We start from the raw sequence: 15,360 nt of genomic DNA, 5'->3' as shown, positions 1-15,360 counted from the left end.
CGTACAATCTTGCGAAGACGGTTGTCGCGGAGGTGGTTTGGATCGGGGTGGGCGGCCGTATCCCGAGGTGGATACGGCCAGTGACGATGATCTGCTGCGAGCCATCGCTCAAGGAGACCGCCGGAGCTTCCAGCGGCTGATGGAGCGCCATGTCCGCGCCATGCTGGCCCTGTCCACCCGGGTTCTCCGCAATCCCGACGACGCCGACGAGGTGGTGCAGGAGGCGTTCTTGAAGGTATGGACCATGGCGGAGCGCTGGCAGTCTGATCGCGAGGCCAAGTTTTCCACCTGGCTCTACCGCGTGGTGTTGAACGCCAGCCTCGACCGCCTGCGCCGGGTGCGGTTCGTGGCGGTGGAGGAGGCGGGAGACCCGGCCGACCCCGCGCCGGGCGGTCTGGACCGGGCCATGGCCCGCCAGAGGGAAAGGCTGGTTTCGACGGCCATGGCCGAGATGCCCGCCAGACAACGCCAGGCGTTGTCGCTATACTATTTCAGCGATCTGACCGCCCCCGAGGCCGCGCGGGTGCTGGAGCTGTCGCTGACCGCCATGGAAGCTCTGCTGGTGCGGGGCAAGCGCAGTCTGAGGACCGCCCTGGCCCGTCTGGGGATCAGGGGCATTGGAGACGTGACATGAGTGCCGATGATCTGGACGAATTGATGCGCAGGCTGGTGCCGCCGGTGGAGGTGGCGCCCGACCGTGCCGCCCGCGTCATGGACCGGGTAATGTCCCGCCTGGACGAGCAGCGGAGTCCGGTGGCCGTTTCCTCGCGGGGATTCGGGGAATGGCTGGCCGCCTGTCTGCTGCCGGTGTCGCGCTTCGCCCTGCCCATGGCCGCCGCCGCCCTGCTGGGCATCGTGGTCGGCCAGGATCTGCGCCCGACCACCGAGGTGGTCGTTTTGGATCAGATGCTCTCCACAACCTATTACACGGGGCTGGATTATTGATGGGGCGCGCATTTCTGTCCCGTTGGGCCTTGCCGGTGTCTCTGGCTCTCAACGTCTTCCTGGGGACCGTCCTGGTCATGCGCGAGCCGGGGCCGCCGCCGCGCGGCCCCGGCGGCGGTCCGCCCAGCCCGCTGCATCTGGTCGAGCGGATGGCGGCCGATTTGCCGCCCGCCGATGCCGCCATCCTGCGGACCGCCGCCCGGCGGCGGGCCCAGGAGGTGGAGTATCAGCACAGCATCTGGATCGGCGTGCCGCAACGGGTCGGCACGGCGCTGGCCGCGCCCGATTTCGACCCCGAGGCCCTGCGCGCCGTGCTGGCCGAGGGGCGTCGGGCCCATCGTGCCGAGGATGACGCCATCGCCGAGGTGATCATCGAAGCCGCCTCCGCCATGTCGGCGGAAGGCCGCCATGCCATCGCCCGCTGGCGTCCGCCGCATCCCTCCCGGGGCGGACCGCCGCCGCAAGGCGACGGACCTCCGCCGCCGCGCTAATCTCTCGGGTCGCCAGAATCTCTCAGGTTGCCAGTCCGGGCGGACTTCCTTACAAAGGGCGCCTCCACATTACCCGAGGGGAACAGCCATGCGGGCCGAGATCGAGGCGCTCGCCCAGGATATCCGGCGGTCGGCCGCCCTGTTGAAGCGTCATCTCAATTGGGACGAGGCGCTGATGCGGCTCGACGAGCTGAACGCCTCGGCCGAGAATCCCGACCTGTGGAACGATGCCGCCAGCGCGCAGAAGATCATGCGCGAGCGCAACGAACTGGACAGCGCCATTCAAGGTTGCCGCGCCCTGGAGCGCGAACTGGCCGAGCTGCTCGAGCTGATCGAGCTGGGCGAGATGGAAGGCGACCAGAGCGTGGTCGACGACGCGGAGGAGCAGGTCCGCGTCCTCAAGGAACGTGCAGGCAAGATGGAGCTGGAGACCCTGCTCTCGGGCGAGGCCGACCACAACGACTGCTATATGGAAATCAATGCCGGCGCCGGCGGCACCGAGTCCCAGGACTGGGCCGAGATGCTGCTGCGCATGTACACCCGCTGGGCCGAGAAGCACGGCTATAAGGTGGAATGGCTGGAAGAGAGCGCCGGTGAACAGGCGGGCATCAAGTCGGCCACGGTGCGCATCCTCGGCCACAACGCCTATGGCTGGCTGAAGACCGAAAGCGGCGTGCACCGGCTGGTGCGCATTTCGCCCTATGACAGCGCGGCGCGGCGCCACACCAGCTTCTCCTCCGCCTGGGTCTATCCGGTAATCGACGACACCATCGACATCCAGATCAACGAGAGCGAGTGCCGCATCGACACCTACCGCGCTTCCGGCGCCGGTGGCCAGCACATCAACAAGACCGATTCGGCGGTGCGCATCACCCACATTCCCACCGGTATCGCGGTGGCATGCCAGATGGAGCGCTCGCAGCACCAGAACCGGGCGCGGGCCTGGGACATGCTGCGCGCCCGCCTGTACGAGGCCGAGCTGCAGAAGCGCGAGGCCGCCGCCCAGGCGCTGGAGGACCAGAAGACCGACATCGGCTGGGGCCACCAGATCCGCTCCTACGTGCTGCAGCCCTACCAGATGGTCAAGGATCTGCGCACCAATGTGGAGACCTCGGACACCCAGGGGGTGCTCGACGGTGACCTGGACCAGTTCATGGCCGCCTCCCTGGCGGCCCGTGTCCAGGGCGAGGCCGATCAGGGTTAAATTTTCGTAGCCGATTTGCTTTCCGCTCGGGCCGCCCTATAACATGGGAGTGATTCCTTGGGAGGAATAAGATGAGGCATGTGGTGATTTCGGCCGTGGTGGCCCTGGTGCTGGCTCTGGCCGGCGCGGGTGACGCCCTGGCCAAGGCGGGCAGCACTTCCAAGTCCAGCGGCGGCAGCTTCGGCTCGCGCGGCTCGCGGACCTACGACGCGCCCATGGAGCGCACGCTGGCGCCGCCCCCGGCGCAGACCCGGCCGGCCGGCCCGCCGCCGCCGCCCCAGGCGGCGCCGCGTCCCGGCGCGGTGGATGCGGCCCCGCTGGCTCCGGCCGGTGCCGGCGCCTCGGCCCTGCGCCCGACCGCCCCCATGGGGGCTCCCATGGGCCAGCCCGGCTTCTTCCAGCGCAATCCCTTCATGGCCGGTCTGGCCGGCGGTCTGGTCGGCGCCGGCATCGGCTCCATGCTGTTCGGTCACTCGCCGGCCCTGGCCGCCGCCTCCGACGTGGCGCCCGGTGCCAGCTTCCTGGGGCTGCTGCTCCAGTTGGCGATCATCGGCGGGCTGGCCTGGCTGGCGTTCCGCCTGTTCCGCAGCCGCACGCCCTCCGCCGTCGGCCCCGCCCAGGGCAATCCCTATATGCGCGCCACCCACGGCGAGCATGTGGAGCCGATGATCGCCGCCGCGCCGGCCCAGCCGCGCATCGAGCGGGAATTCGCCCCCTCGGGTGGTGATCAGGAAGCCTTCACCGAAATCCTGCTGGGCGTGCAGAAGGCGTGGAGCGACGGCAATCTGATGCAGTTGAAGCGCTTCGCCACCCCCGAGGTGGTGTCGTTCCTGTCCGAGGATATGAGCCGCAACGCCAGCGAGGGCGTGGCCAACAAGGTGGAGAACGTCGCCCTGCTGAAGGGGGACGTCAGCGAGTCGTGGAGCGAGGGCGGCTTCGACTACCTGACCGCCATCCTGACCTTCTCGTGCAACGACTACATGGTGCGCCTCGATACCGGCGCCGTGGCCGATGGCAATCCGAGCGCCACGGTGACGCATACCGAGGCCTGGACCTTCGTGCGCAGCTCCAACGGCGGCCGCTGGCTGCTGTCGGCGGTGCAGCAGGTTCAGTAACAGGCGCACAGGCATGAAAAAGCCCCCGACCGCGAGGCCGGGGGCTTTTTTTGTGGTTCGCTCAGTACCCGTAGCCGGCGCGGCCGCAGCGGAAGGCCGCCACCTCCGGCGTCACGAAGCCGCATTTCAACGGTGCCCAGCTTTGGCCCATCAGGCCGCGCACTTCCATGCCGGCGCGGCGGCACTGGCGTTCGGCGATGGCGCGGACCTCGTCGGGCTCGGACAGCCAGGTGCTGTAGCAGACATAGCTGGCGGGACCCTCGGGCGTATCGGGAACCAGCGGCATGGGCGTGCTGGAACAGGCCCCCAGGGCCAGGGTTACGGTAACGGCCAGAACTGCCTTGCGCATGCTCGAAATCCCCCTCTGGATTGCCACCGACTGGTAGCGTCCCTGGGGGCGGCTGGCAAGCGCTTTCGCTTACTTGGCCGGGGCGAAGCGTCGGTAACTGTCGGCGATGCCCGTCAGGTAGGTCCGCACCAGTTCGGTGAACACCGGCGTCAGGTCGGCGGGCGTCTGGGCGTGGTAGACCCAGCGGCGTACTCCCACATAGGCGATGGCGCCGTGCAGCCCCGCCGCCATCTCGATCTCCTCGAGGTTGATCGGGGCGCCGCTGTCCAGGCCGAGTTCGGCCCGTAATTCCCGACACAGCGGTACGAACAGTTGGTCGCGCACATGCAGCATGTAGCGGCTGGCGATGGAACCATCCTTGAGACCGGCGAACATGAACAGCCTGACCCGCTCGTAGCTGAAATTAGCCCGCGTATAGGCTAGGTAGAAATCGATCAGCCGGTCGGCCAGGGGGCGGGAGCGGTCCTGAATGGTCTCCAGCCAGGTGGGTTCCCAGCCATTGAGGAAGACTTCGCGGTAGACCCGTTCGATCAGGGCCTCCTTGTCGGGGAAATAGCGGTAGAGCAGGGGCTGGGTGACGCCCAGCCGGTCGGCCAGCGCCCTGGTCTGTCCCTCGAAACCCACCTCGGCGAAAAAACGGATGGCTTCGTTGACGATCAGCTTTTCCCGCTCCTTGCGGGGCAGGCGGCGGCGGACCTTGTCACTGGTCGGCAAGGTCGCGGGGCGAGGGTGTTCCTGGGTGAAAGCCGGGCCAAGGCCTGCGTCGCTGCTATCCATCATTCCCCCCTACGCCAAGTAATGACGTAATGTAACAGAATGTAATACGTAGCGATCCCTATTCCGAACCGCAATCGGGTTGCGACCCGAGTTTGGTATTCAGCCGCGAAAAAAACTCGTTGGCGGTTTTTACGGCAAATCCATGCAGCAGGCGGCCGCCCACCGAGGCCAGCCGTCCTCCGATCTCGCCCGCCGCCTTCCAACGCAGCACGGTGGCCTCGCCATCGTCCTCCAGGGCGACGAGGGCCGAACCGGCGACGAAACCGGCGACGCCGCCCTGTCCCTGGCCCTTCAGGGTATAGGATCGGGCCTCGACCACATCGGTCAGGGTCAGAATCCCGGAAAAGCGGGCGGCCAAGGCGCCGACCCGGAGGGCCACGGTGGCGGTGTAGGTTCCCGATCCGGTGGGGTCGAGCTTTTCACAGCCCGGGATGCAGGCGGTCAGCAAGGCGGGATCGTTGAGGGCCTGCCAGACCCGGAGGCGGGGGGCGTCGATGCGGTGCTCGCCGTCGAAATCCATGGCTCATGCCTGCTCTGTTGCGGAAAGGATGGATCATGCCATGGCCGGCATGGCAAAGTCTGCGCCCGGAGAATTGGTAGGACCAGATTATGCGTGCCGTTGTCCTGCTGGCCCTGCTGGTGATGGTGTGGGGCGGAAACTGGCCGATCATGAAGATCGGGCTGACTCACATCCAGCCGCTGTGGTTCTGTACCTTCCGTCTGGCCCTGGGCCTGGTCAGCATGGTGCTGATCCTGGTGCCCATGGGGAAGCTGCGGTTACCGCCGCGCGGGGATTGGCCGGTCCTGGCCTCGCTGGGATTGCTCAACATGGCCGTGTTCATGGTGCTGACCAATCTGGCGCTGCTGGTGGTGCCGGCCGGGCGGTCGGCCATCCTGGCCTACTCCACCCCGCTGTGGGTGGCGCCGGGGGCGGCGCTGTTCCTGGGGGAAAAGCTGACGCGCGGCCGTCTGGCCGGGCTGTTGCTGGGCCTGGGCGGCATCGTGGTGCTGTTCAACCCGCTGACCTTCGACTGGGGCAACCGCCCCGCGGTGATCGGCAACCTGATGCTGCTGGCGGCGGCCTTGGTCTGGGCGGCGGTGATCCTGCACATCCGTGGGCACCGCTGGAACGCCTCGCCCCTGGAACTGGTGCCGTGGCAGATGCTGATCGGCCTGGTGCCGGTAGCCCTGGCCGCCGCCGTGATCGAAGGGCGGCCGGCGCCCGACGGCAGTTTCGAACTGGCCTGGACCCTGGTCTACAACGGGACCCTGGCCACCGCCTTCGCCTATTGGGCGGCAGTGACCGTCAACCGGTTGCTGCCGGCCTTGACGGTGTCGCTCAGCTTTTTGTCGGTGCCTGCCTTCGGGCTGATGATTTCGGCGCTGCTGCTGGGGGAGAGGCTGTCGTTCACCAATCTCGGCGGGCTGGCCCTGATCGCCGGAGGCGTCGGCGTGGTCGCCCTGGTCGGGGCGCGGGAGGCCAGGACCAGAACCGCCTCCTCCTGAAAAGCACAACCCCGCCCCGGCAGGGAGAGCGGGGCGGGGTCGGTATACTCCCGCCAACCGGAGGGGGAGGGCGGGAGCCTTGCTTCTTCGTTCGTCCGGGGGCGGGAGGGGGAGGCCTCATCGCCGAGGGAGGATTACATCATGACTCAATTTTCGCCCGGCGGATTCGCCGGTTCGGAATGGCGGCCATGCAAGCGGTGAAGGCTGCCACAATCACGCCATGATCGGCTGTTTAGCTGTGTGGCGAGCAGAGGTGGAGCGTTTCGCCACCCCTTGATTTCGGCTCGGTCTTGCCGCCATAATGGACATGGTGGAATCGGCCGGTGCCCATGATGGGGCCGAACCGGACCGCCGGATCGGGGTGCTGTCGCGAAGATGGGCTCCGGGTCATGTTGCTCAACGGGAGGATATGACGATGCGTATTTCGATTCAGGGCTTCGACTAGCGGTCTTTTCCGGTTTTCGAACGGTTTCCCGGCGTGTTGGGCGCCAGGAAAGCAGCAACTGGAGGGATCAGATCATGTCGGTAGCCAAATTTCCGGTCGTCGCAGGTGATGACGGCCTTGCCAAGTATCTCAGGGACATCAAGGAATTCCCCGTCCTCGCCCCCGAGGAGGAATTCATGCTGGCCAAGCGTCTGGTGGATTACGGCGATACGGACGCCGCCCATCGGCTGGTGACCAGCCATCTGCGTCTGGTCGCCAAGATCGCGCTGGGCTATCGCCATTACGGCCTGCCGGTCGCCGACCTCATCAGCGAGGGCAATATCGGCCTGATGCGGGCCGTGAAGAAATTCGAGCCGGACCGCGGCTTCCGTTTGGCCACCTATGCCATGTGGTGGATCAAGGCGTCGCTCAACGAGTTCGTGCTGAACTCGTGGTCCATGGTCAAGATCGGTACCCTGGCGGCCCAGAAGAAGCTGTTCTTCAACCTGCGGCGCATCAAGTCGCGGCTGCGGCTGCTGGAGGCCGGCGATCTGGCCCCCGAGCATGTCGCCACCATCGCCCGTGAACTGGACGTGGACGAGCGCGACGTGGTCGCCATGAACCGCCGCATGGCGGGGCGCGATTCCTCGCTCAACATTCCGGTGGGTGAGGGTGGTACCGAGATTCAGGACCTGATGGCCGACGAGGCCGACAATCAGGAAACCATCTACGGCAAGCACGAGGAAATGTCCAAGGGCCGCGTCCTGATCGCCCATGCGCTGGACACGCTCACCGAGCGCGAGCGCGAGGTGTTCATCGAACGTCGCCTGCGCGACGAGCCGGTGACCCTGGAGGAACTGGGCGGGCGCTACGGCGTCTCGCGCGAGCGTATCCGCCAGATCGAGGTCAAGGCCTTCGAGAAGGTGCGCGATCTGGTGCAGGCTGGCTTCCTGCCGGCGCCGGCGCGGGCATGAATTTCGGGGCCTTCGCGGCCCCGAGCTTCAGCGCAGCTTGCCGGCCATGGAGCGGACGTTCTCCACCAGGATGCCCAGCAGCTTGGTCACGAAGGGATCGACGCCCTTCAGCTTGGCGTCGACCACCGAGCGCGGGATGACGATCAGGGTGGTCTCGGTCTTGGCCCGCGCCGAGGCCATGCGCGGCGCGCCGTCGATCAGGGCCATCTCGCCGAAGATGGTATTGGCGCTCAACTCGGCGAAGACCATCTCACCCCGCAGCAGCTCCACCGTTCCCGCCTGGATGATGAAGGCCTGGTCGCCGGTATCGCCTTCCTTGAAGACGAAGCCGCCCTTGTGAACCACACGGCGATCGAGGAAATCCATCATGGCGGGGGCTCCTGAACGGGATTAGAGCGGCGTGCCCTAAATCTGGCGCATGCCGCTCCAGCCGCCATTGAGGCGGCGGCCAAGCTCGCGGAGGCGAGTGCCCGGCGAGGGGGCAAACATCAAACATAAAGCTAGACCAGCGTGCGTCATATTTGACGTTCGATGGTCTAGCGCCAGCCTGACATGCTTAAGGCCACGAAGGCCAGGGCGGAGAGGACGACGGCCGCCGCCGCGATCAGCAGGCGCCGGCGGGCATCGGGGTGGATATTGTCGTTGGCGGGGCGCGGAATCCTTTGGGGCGACGCCTCGCGGCGCCGCCCCTCGGAATGCTTCGGCCCTATCTTAGCCACGCTTGTGCAGAGGGATGAAATCCCGCTGCGGCGAGCCGATATAGAGCTGGCGCGGACGGCCGATCTTCTGGTCCGGATCGGTCAGCATCTCGTTCCACTGGGCGATCCAGCCCACGGTGCGGGCCAGGGCGAACAGGCAGGTGAAGACCTGGGTGGGGATGCCCATGGCGCGGAAGATGATGCCCGAATAGAAGTCGACGTTCGGGAACAGCTTGCGGCTGACGAAGTAATCGTCCTCGAGAGCGATGCGCTCCAGCTCCATGGCCAGCTTCAGCAGCGGCTCGTCATGGACGCCCAGCTCGCTCAGCACTTCGTGGCAGGTCTTCTGCATGATCTTGGCGCGCGGGTCGTAGTTCTTGTAGACCCGGTGGCCGAAGCCCATCAGACGGAACGGATCGTCCTTGTCCTTGGCCTTCTTGATGTACTCGGGGATGCGGTCCACCGAGCCGATCTGGTGCAGCATCTCCAGCACGGCTTCATTGGCGCCGCCATGGGCGGGGCCCCACAGCGAGGCGATGCCGGCGGCGATACAGGCGAAGGGGTTGGCGCCCGACGAACCGGCCAGACGGACGGTGGAGGTCGAGGCGTTCTGCTCGTGGTCGGCGTGCAGGATCAGGATGCGGTCCATGGCGCGGGCCAGGACCGGGCTGACCTTGTACTCCTCGCAGGGCGTCGCGTACATCATGTGCAGGAAGTTCTCGGCATAGGAGAGCTTGTTCTGCGGGTACATGAAGGGCTGGCCCTGGGCGTACTTGTAGGCCCAGGCGACGATGGTCGGCATCTTGGCCACCAGACGATAGCTGGCCACCATGCGGTGGTGCGGATCGTTGATGTCGATGGAGTCGTGGTAGAAGGCGGCCATGGCGCCGACCACGCCGCACAGCACGGCCATGGGGTGCGAGTCGCGGCGGAAGCCACGGAAGAAGAAGTTGATCTGCTCGTGCACCATGGAATGGTGGGCGATGTCGAACTCGAACTTGGTCTTCTGCTCGGCGTTGGGCAGCTCACCCTTGAGGATCAGGTAGGCCACTTCCAGGAACGAGCAGTTCTCGGCCAGATCGGCGATGGCGAAGCCGCGATGCAGCAGCACGCCGGCATCGCCGTCGATGTAGGTGATGGCCGACTTGCACGAGCCGGTCGACATGTAGCCGGGGTCGTAGGTGAAGATATCCTGGCTGGCGTACAGGGAGCGGATGTCCGCCACCTTGGGGCCGATGGAGCCGGACAGCAGCGGGAATTCCGTGGTCTTGCCGGTGCTGTTGTTGATCAGCGTGACGGATTCCTTGGGAGCCTTGTTCTCGTTCGTCATGTCTTCATACCCCGTGGTCTACTTCACTATTTAAACTTGCGGGCGGCTTCGGACCGCCGTTAGTTTCGCCGGCTGGCCTCAGGCCGCCGATGATTCCGTTGGCCGGGAGCCGCCGAGGGCGTCCTCGATGCGGCCCAGCGATTCCTCGCGGCCCAGCACCTCCATCACCTCGAAGATGGGAGGCGAGACCGAGGAGCCGGCGAGCGCCGCCCGCAGGGGCTGGGCGATCTTGCCGAGCTTCTGCCCGCGCGCCTCGGCCAGACGGCGCGCCGCATCCTCGAGAGTGTCGCGCGTCCAGGCGTCCAATCCTTTGACTTCGGCCATGTAGGCGGCAAGATCGGCGGCGGCGACGGGATCGGCCATGGTCTTGGCCGCCTTCTCGTCCAGGGTCAGCGGCCGCTCGGCCACGTAGAACAGCGCCGAATCGGCCAGTTCCAGCATGGTCTTGGCCCGTTCCTTCAGCCCGGTCATGCCGGTGCGCAGGCGGGCGACGCCCTCGCCGTGCAGCGTCTTGCCGGTCTTGGCTTCCAGCATGGGGACCAGCAGCTCGGTCAGGCGGCCGTCATCGGCCTGACGCATGTAATGGCCGTTGAGGTTGGTCAGCTTGACGAAGTCGAAGCGCGACGGCGAACGGCCCACCGAATCCAGGTTGAACCAAAGGATGGCCTGCTCGGTGGCGATGATCTCGTCGTCGCCGTGGCTCCAGCCCAGGCGCAGCAGGTAGTTGCGCATGGCCTCGGGCAGGAAGCCCATGTCGCGGTAGGCGTCCACGCCCAGCGCGCCGTGGCGTTTGGACAGCTTGGCGCCGTCGGGGCCGTGGATCAGCGGGATGTGGGCGAAGGTGGGAACCTCCCAGCCGCAGGCCTTGTAAAGCTGGTACTGGCGGAAGGCGTTGGTCAGGTGGTCGTCGCCGCGGATGACGTGGGTGATGCCCATGTCGTGGTCGTCGACCACCACCGACAGCATGTAGGTCGGGGTGCCGTCGGCGCGCAGCAGCACCATGTCGTCCAACTGGTCGTTGGCGACGCGCACGTCGCCCTGGACCAGATCGGCGATGATGGTCTCGCCCTCGGCCGGGGCCTTGAGGCGCACCACGAAGGGCATGCCGGCCGGAGCCTCGGATTCGGCGCGGTCGCGCCAGATGCCGGGATAGCGCATGGGCAGGCCCTTGGCGCGCTGGTCCTCGCGGATGGCGGTCAGTTCGTCCTGGGTGCAGTAGCAGCGATAGGCCTTGCCCTCGGTCAGCAATTGCCGCGCCACCTCGGCGTGGCGGCCGGCGCGGGCGAACTGCATCACCGCCTCGCCGTCCCAATCCAGGCCCAGCCACTTGATGCCGTCGAAAATGGCTTCCACCGCCGCGTCGGTCGAGCGGGCGCGGTCGGTGTCCTCGATGCGCAGCAGGAACTTGCCGCCATGGTGACGGGCGAACAGCCAGTTGAACAGGGCGGTACGCCCTCCACCAATGTGGAGGAAACCGGTGGGCGAGGGGGCGAAGCGGGTTACGACGGTCATGACTGTACTTTCGGCGTCCTTTATGCCGAGGGGGACAAGGCTGCCTTGTGTAGCATATCTTTATGCCCCTGACAGCCCGGTGTTGGGGGTGGATGGCAAAAAACCCGCCCGATTGGATAGGGGTTTCCCCGACCGCACGCTCCGGATCGGACGCGGCGGAGAATGTCCTGCTCGCAATAGGAGAGAGCCTGCTGGCGGAGCGCGGGCGCTGGCCTCTATGGCTGCCTGTCTTCCTGGGTTTCGGCATCGGACTCTACTTCGCGCTGCCCACTGAACCCTCGGTGCTTTGGGGAGCCGGCGGCGTGCTGGCGGCGGCGGCGGGGTGGCTGTGGAGCCGGCGGCGGTCGCTGCCGCTGTTGCTGGCGGCATCGTGCCTGCTGGCGGTGGCGGTGGGCTTCGCCGTCACCCAGGCACGCAGCCTGCGTCTGGCCGCTCCGGTGATCGAACGGAATTCAGGTGCCCTGATGCTGGAGGGCGTGGTGGTCGAGGTAGAGGCCCTGCCCGACGGCGGCAGCCGTCTGACTCTCGACCGGGTGGCCCATGACCGCGACGACGTGATCGTGCCGCTCAAGGCCCGGATCAAGGCCAAGCCCGGCCGCTCCTCGGCTCCCGGCCTTCCCCCTGTCAATGTGGGTGATCGGGTGCGGGTGCGCGCCATGCTGATGCCGCCGCCCCAGCCGGCCATGCCCGGCGCCTTCGACTTCGCCCGCTTCGCCTGGTTCCGCCAGTTCGGCGCCATCGGCTCGGCCCTTGGTCCGGTGACGGTGATCGAGCCTGGAGCGGCATCGGGATGGCGGGCCGATCTCACGGTCACCGTCAACGAGATCCGCCATGCCATTACGACCCGCATCCTGGCGGTGCTGCCCGGAGACCGGGGGGCGGTGACGGCGGCACTGACCACCGGCGACCAGATGCCCATCTCGGCGCCCATGATGCAGGCCTACCGGGATTCCGGCCTGGCCCACATCCTGTCCATCTCGGGCCTGCACATCACCATGGCGGCCGGGCTGGTATTCGTGGGCCTGCGCACCCTGCTGGCGCTGTTTCCCGCCATCGCCTTGCGTTACCCCATCAAGAAATGGGCGGCGGCCCTGGCCATCGCCTTCGCCGGTTTCTACACCCTGCTGGCCGGCTCGCCGGTTCCGGCCCAGCGTTCGTTCTTCATGACTGGTCTGGTGCTGCTGGCGGTGCTGCTGGACCGCATGGCGCTGTCCATGCGGCTGGTGGCCTGGGCGGCGGTGGCGATCCTGCTGTGGCAGCCCGACGAGATGATCGGCCCCAGTTTCCAGATGTCCTTCGCCGCCGTGGTGGCCATGATCGCCGCCTACGAGACCCTGACGCCCAGGCAGGGAGCGTGGCGGGCCGCCCATCCCGGCCTTCTTCCGGCCATCGGCCTTTACATCTTCGGCGTGGTGGTCAGTACCCTGATCGCCGGTTTCGCCACGGCGGTCTATGGCATCTTCCACTTCAACCGCTTCGCCGTGTGGTCGGTGGCCGCCAACATGATCGCCGTGCCGCTGACCGGCTTCTGGGTGATGCCCTGGGCGCTGGTGATGTTCCTGCTGCTGCCCTTCGGGCTGGAGGCGCTGGCCCTGGTGCCCATGGGCTGGGGCGTCGAAGGCGTCAATCTGGTGGCGGTGTGGGTGGCGTCGTGGCCCAATTCGGCGGTGACCCTGCCCATCCTGCCGCTGTGGGCCATGGTGGTGTTCACTCTGGGCGGCTGCTGGCTGTGCCTGTGGCGGCGGCGCTGGCGCTGGTGGGGGGCGGTGCCCATGGCCGCCGCCCTGGCCTCCATGGCCTTCGCCCGGCCGCCCGACCTGCTGGTGGACGGGCGCGGCGACGGCATGGCGGTCCGCACCAGCGAGGGCGCGCTGCTGCTCAACGGCAAGGGCGGACGGATTCTCAAGGATACCTGGAACCGCCGGGCCGGCCCCGAGGCGCCGGAACGCTGGCCGAGGAAAAGCTCGTCGCGGGACGGGCGCCTGCGTTGCGACGAGACCGGCTGCCTGTGGCGGGTGGACGGTCGGGTGGTGGCCCTGGTCAAGGACGAGGACAACCCCGAGAAGGCCTGCGCCGGGGCGGATATCGTGCTGAGCAGCGTGCCGTTGCGCGGCACCTGCCGGGGCGCCCGGGTGCTGGTCGACCGCTTCGACCTGTGGCGGCGGGGGCCGCATGCCTTGTGGCTGGGGCCGGACGGCGTGCGCATGGAGAGCGTGGCGGGCTGGCAGGGCGACCGTCCCTGGGCATGGCACCCCCATCCCCGCAAGAAGGCCAGGCCGTCGCCCGCCGCGCCCCCGCGCGAGCCGGAGGAGCGCAAGGACGAGGAGGAGGACTGAGGCGGCGGAGCGCGGCCCGAAAGGATCAATCGCCGCTGGCGTCGCGGGCGGTGAAGAAGAAGGTGGAGCCTTCACCCGGCTTGGACTCGACCCAGATACGGCCGCCCAGGCGGGTGACGATACGCTGGCAGAGCGCCAGGCCGATACCGGTGCCCTCGTAGGCGGAATCCGTGTGCAGCCGCTGGAAGATGACGAAGATGCGCTCGAAATGCTCGGGCTCGATGCCGATGCCGTTATCCCTGACCGCGAAGCGCCAGATGGTGCTGGACAGCCTGACCGCCTCGATGCTGACCATCGGCTTGCGGTCGGGATGGCCGTATTTCATCGCATTGCCCAGCAGGTTCTGGAACAGGCTGGACAACTGGCTCTCGTCGGCCAGGATGGTGGGCAGGGGGCCGACCGAGATGGTGGCGCCGCATTCCTCGATCACCGCCTTCAGATTGCTGACGGCGATATCGGCGGCGCGTGCCGCCGAAACCGGCTGCAGCGGCTTGGCCTGGCTGTTGATGCGCGAATAGTGCAGCAGATCGGTGATCAGCCGATACATGCGCTTGGTGCCGGCGGTAAGGAAGGCGATGTACTCGTTGGCCTCGTCGTCCAGTTTGTCGCGGTAGCGGCGGTCGAGCATCTGGGCATAGCCGGTGATGACGCGCAGCGGCGTTTTCAGGTCGTGGGACGCCACGTAGGCGAAACGTTCCAGATCGGCGTTGGAGCGCTCCAGCATTTCGGCGGTGGCCCGGCTGGCCTGCTCGGACTCGGTCAGGCGTTGGTTGCGCCGGTCCATCACCATCACCAGGACCGCAAAGCCCAGGGCGGTCAGGCTGAACAGGCCGCCTTCGATCATCTCGGAATGCCGGGTGGCTTCCAGCCCGGCGGCGATATCGGCGTCGGCGAAGCCGACCACCACCACCAGGGGATAGTCGGCCAGCCGCTTGTAGAGGAACGTGCGCTCGACGCCGTCCAACAGCGAGCGCTTGTGAAACTTGCCTTCGGCATTGGCTTTGGCCGCCGCCCAGACCTGCAGCGACCCCAGCGGCGCCGCGTCGGCCACCGGCGGCGGCTGGCGGGCGATCAGCTTGTGGTCCAGGCTGAAGATGGCCGCCGACGAGTTGGGTCCCAGGGTCATGTCGCGGTAAAAGGCGGCAATCTGGCTGGAATGGATGTCCAGCATGACGATGCCGGCCAGATCCTTGCCGTTCAGCAGGGGGCGGGCCACGTGGAAATATTGCTGGTCGGGCACCGTGCTGTCGTTGGCGGTGCCGATCAGGATGCTGTCCCGGGGAGCCTCCCTGAAGTGGAGGAAGACCGGCTGGTCCGACAGATCGGCGCCGCGCGGCAGGGCCGAATCGGTGCTGAACGTCACCCGTCCACGCCGGTCGAGGACGGTCAGGGTGCTGGAATAGAGATCCGAGCGGGGCGGCGCCAGGCGGTCGAGAAAGCGGGCGAGATGCTCGGTCCCCTCCTGCTCGGCGAAATGGCGGGCCGCGCGCAGGTAGATGTCCGCCAGGTCGAACAGCCGGACGGTGTGGGTTTCGAAGGACAGCAGAATCTTGCGCGCCTGCAGTTCGGCGAAGTCGTGGCGCTCGCGCTCCAGCTCGGCGATATTGCCCAGGATCACGCCGATGTAGAGGCCGACCAGAATCAAGGTGGCGACGATGATCCCCAGGCTGCGGAATCGCATGCCGCGAGGCTTTATGCC

General features: G+C 67.1%; 16 protein-coding genes. 8 read left to right on the top strand and 8 right to left on the bottom strand.

Annotated elements, in window-relative coordinates; translation table 11 throughout:
- The first annotated feature begins 37 nt into the window (after window positions 1–37).
- The 5 genes from CP958_RS10235 (at window position 38) to CP958_RS10215 (ending at window position 3,755) form a co-directional block, all read left to right on the top strand.
- Entirely contained in the window at window positions 38–634 is a 597-nt protein-coding gene (locus CP958_RS10235; protein WP_242442832.1) for an RNA polymerase sigma factor, read from the top strand.
- Window positions 631–945 carry a hypothetical protein gene (locus CP958_RS10230; protein ID WP_096701865.1) on the top strand — a complete coding sequence of 105 codons (315 nt, stop codon included), beginning with the start codon at window positions 631–633 and terminating at the stop codon, window positions 943–945. The genes CP958_RS10235 and CP958_RS10230 overlap by 4 nt, the downstream gene beginning before the upstream one ends.
- Window positions 945–1,436, top strand: a complete 492-nt coding sequence (locus tag CP958_RS10225; protein WP_096701864.1) for a periplasmic heavy metal sensor — start codon at window positions 945–947, stop codon at window positions 1,434–1,436. The genes CP958_RS10230 and CP958_RS10225 overlap by 1 nt, the downstream gene beginning before the upstream one ends.
- 88 nt (window positions 1,437–1,524) lie before the next feature.
- Entirely contained in the window at window positions 1,525–2,640 is a 1,116-nt protein-coding gene (prfB, locus tag CP958_RS10220) for a peptide chain release factor 2 (protein WP_096701863.1), read from the top strand.
- A gap of 71 nt (window positions 2,641–2,711) precedes the next feature.
- Window positions 2,712–3,755: a TIM44-like domain-containing protein gene (locus CP958_RS10215; protein ID WP_096701862.1), complete on the top strand. Its 1,044-nt coding sequence runs from the start codon at window positions 2,712–2,714 to the stop codon at window positions 3,753–3,755.
- Window positions 3,756–3,816: 61 nt separating this feature from the next.
- Here the strand turns inward: CP958_RS10215 and CP958_RS10210 are convergent, their stop codons facing one another.
- From CP958_RS10210 to CP958_RS10200, 3 genes are all read right to left on the bottom strand, one after another.
- Complete coding sequence (locus CP958_RS10210) at window positions 3,817–4,104, bottom strand: hypothetical protein (RefSeq protein WP_096701861.1); 288 nt, start codon at window positions 4,102–4,104, stop codon at window positions 3,817–3,819.
- 69 nt (window positions 4,105–4,173) lie between these two features.
- Window positions 4,174–4,884: a TetR/AcrR family transcriptional regulator gene (locus CP958_RS10205; RefSeq protein ID WP_096701860.1), complete on the bottom strand. Its 711-nt coding sequence runs from the start codon at window positions 4,882–4,884 to the stop codon at window positions 4,174–4,176.
- 55 nt (window positions 4,885–4,939) lie between these two features.
- Window positions 4,940–5,401 carry a carbon monoxide dehydrogenase subunit G gene (locus CP958_RS10200; protein ID WP_096701859.1) on the bottom strand — a complete coding sequence of 154 codons (462 nt, stop codon included), beginning with the start codon at window positions 5,399–5,401 and terminating at the stop codon, window positions 4,940–4,942.
- Window positions 5,402–5,490: 89 nt separating this feature from the next.
- Here CP958_RS10200 and CP958_RS10195 point away from each other — a divergent pair, with 89 nt between their 5' ends.
- Together CP958_RS10195 and rpoH are read left to right on the top strand one after the other, a co-directional pair.
- Window positions 5,491–6,387, top strand: a complete 897-nt coding sequence (locus CP958_RS10195) for a DMT family transporter (RefSeq protein ID WP_096701858.1) — start codon at window positions 5,491–5,493, stop codon at window positions 6,385–6,387.
- 519 nt (window positions 6,388–6,906) lie between these two features.
- Window positions 6,907–7,785, top strand: coding sequence for an RNA polymerase sigma factor RpoH (gene rpoH, locus CP958_RS10190; protein WP_096701857.1), 879 nt, complete (start codon window positions 6,907–6,909; stop codon window positions 7,783–7,785).
- Between the two features lie 27 nt (window positions 7,786–7,812).
- On the opposite strand, the gene CP958_RS10185 is transcribed toward rpoH, so the two are convergent.
- The 4 genes from CP958_RS10185 to gltX all read right to left on the bottom strand — a co-directional run bounded on the left by CP958_RS10185 (window position 7,813) and on the right by gltX (window position 11,325).
- The gene (locus CP958_RS10185) at window positions 7,813–8,154 is read right to left on the bottom strand and encodes a cyclic nucleotide-binding domain-containing protein (protein ID WP_096701856.1); all 342 of its coding nucleotides are present in this window, start codon (window positions 8,152–8,154) and stop codon (window positions 7,813–7,815) included.
- Window positions 8,155–8,321: 167 nt separating this feature from the next.
- Complete coding sequence (locus CP958_RS10180; protein ID WP_096701855.1) at window positions 8,322–8,504, bottom strand: hypothetical protein; 183 nt, start codon at window positions 8,502–8,504, stop codon at window positions 8,322–8,324.
- Window positions 8,497–9,813 carry a citrate synthase gene (gene gltA, locus CP958_RS10175; RefSeq protein ID WP_096701854.1) on the bottom strand — a complete coding sequence of 439 codons (1,317 nt, stop codon included), beginning with the start codon at window positions 9,811–9,813 and terminating at the stop codon, window positions 8,497–8,499. Before gltA ends, CP958_RS10180 begins: the two co-directional genes overlap by 8 nt.
- A 78-nt stretch (window positions 9,814–9,891) precedes the next feature.
- Window positions 9,892–11,325, bottom strand: a complete 1,434-nt coding sequence (gene gltX / locus CP958_RS10170; RefSeq protein ID WP_096701853.1) for a glutamate--tRNA ligase — start codon at window positions 11,323–11,325, stop codon at window positions 9,892–9,894.
- 281 nt (window positions 11,326–11,606) lie between these two features.
- Here gltX and CP958_RS10165 point away from each other — a divergent pair, with 281 nt between their 5' ends.
- Entirely contained in the window at window positions 11,607–13,661 is a 2,055-nt protein-coding gene (locus CP958_RS10165) for a ComEC/Rec2 family competence protein (RefSeq protein ID WP_242442831.1), read from the top strand.
- A gap of 25 nt (window positions 13,662–13,686) precedes the next feature.
- Here the strand turns inward: CP958_RS10165 and CP958_RS10160 are convergent, their stop codons facing one another.
- Complete coding sequence (locus CP958_RS10160; RefSeq protein WP_242442830.1) at window positions 13,687–15,342, bottom strand: sensor histidine kinase; 1,656 nt, start codon at window positions 15,340–15,342, stop codon at window positions 13,687–13,689.
- Window positions 15,343–15,360: the final 18 nt, after the last annotated feature.

It is taken from the genome of Magnetospirillum sp. 15-1 (assembly GCF_900184795.1).
GTDB lineage: Bacteria > Pseudomonadota > Alphaproteobacteria > Rhodospirillales > Magnetospirillaceae > Phaeospirillum.
The sequence above is the reverse complement of the archived record's forward strand: the minus strand, read 5'-3'. Positions and strand labels throughout refer to the sequence as shown.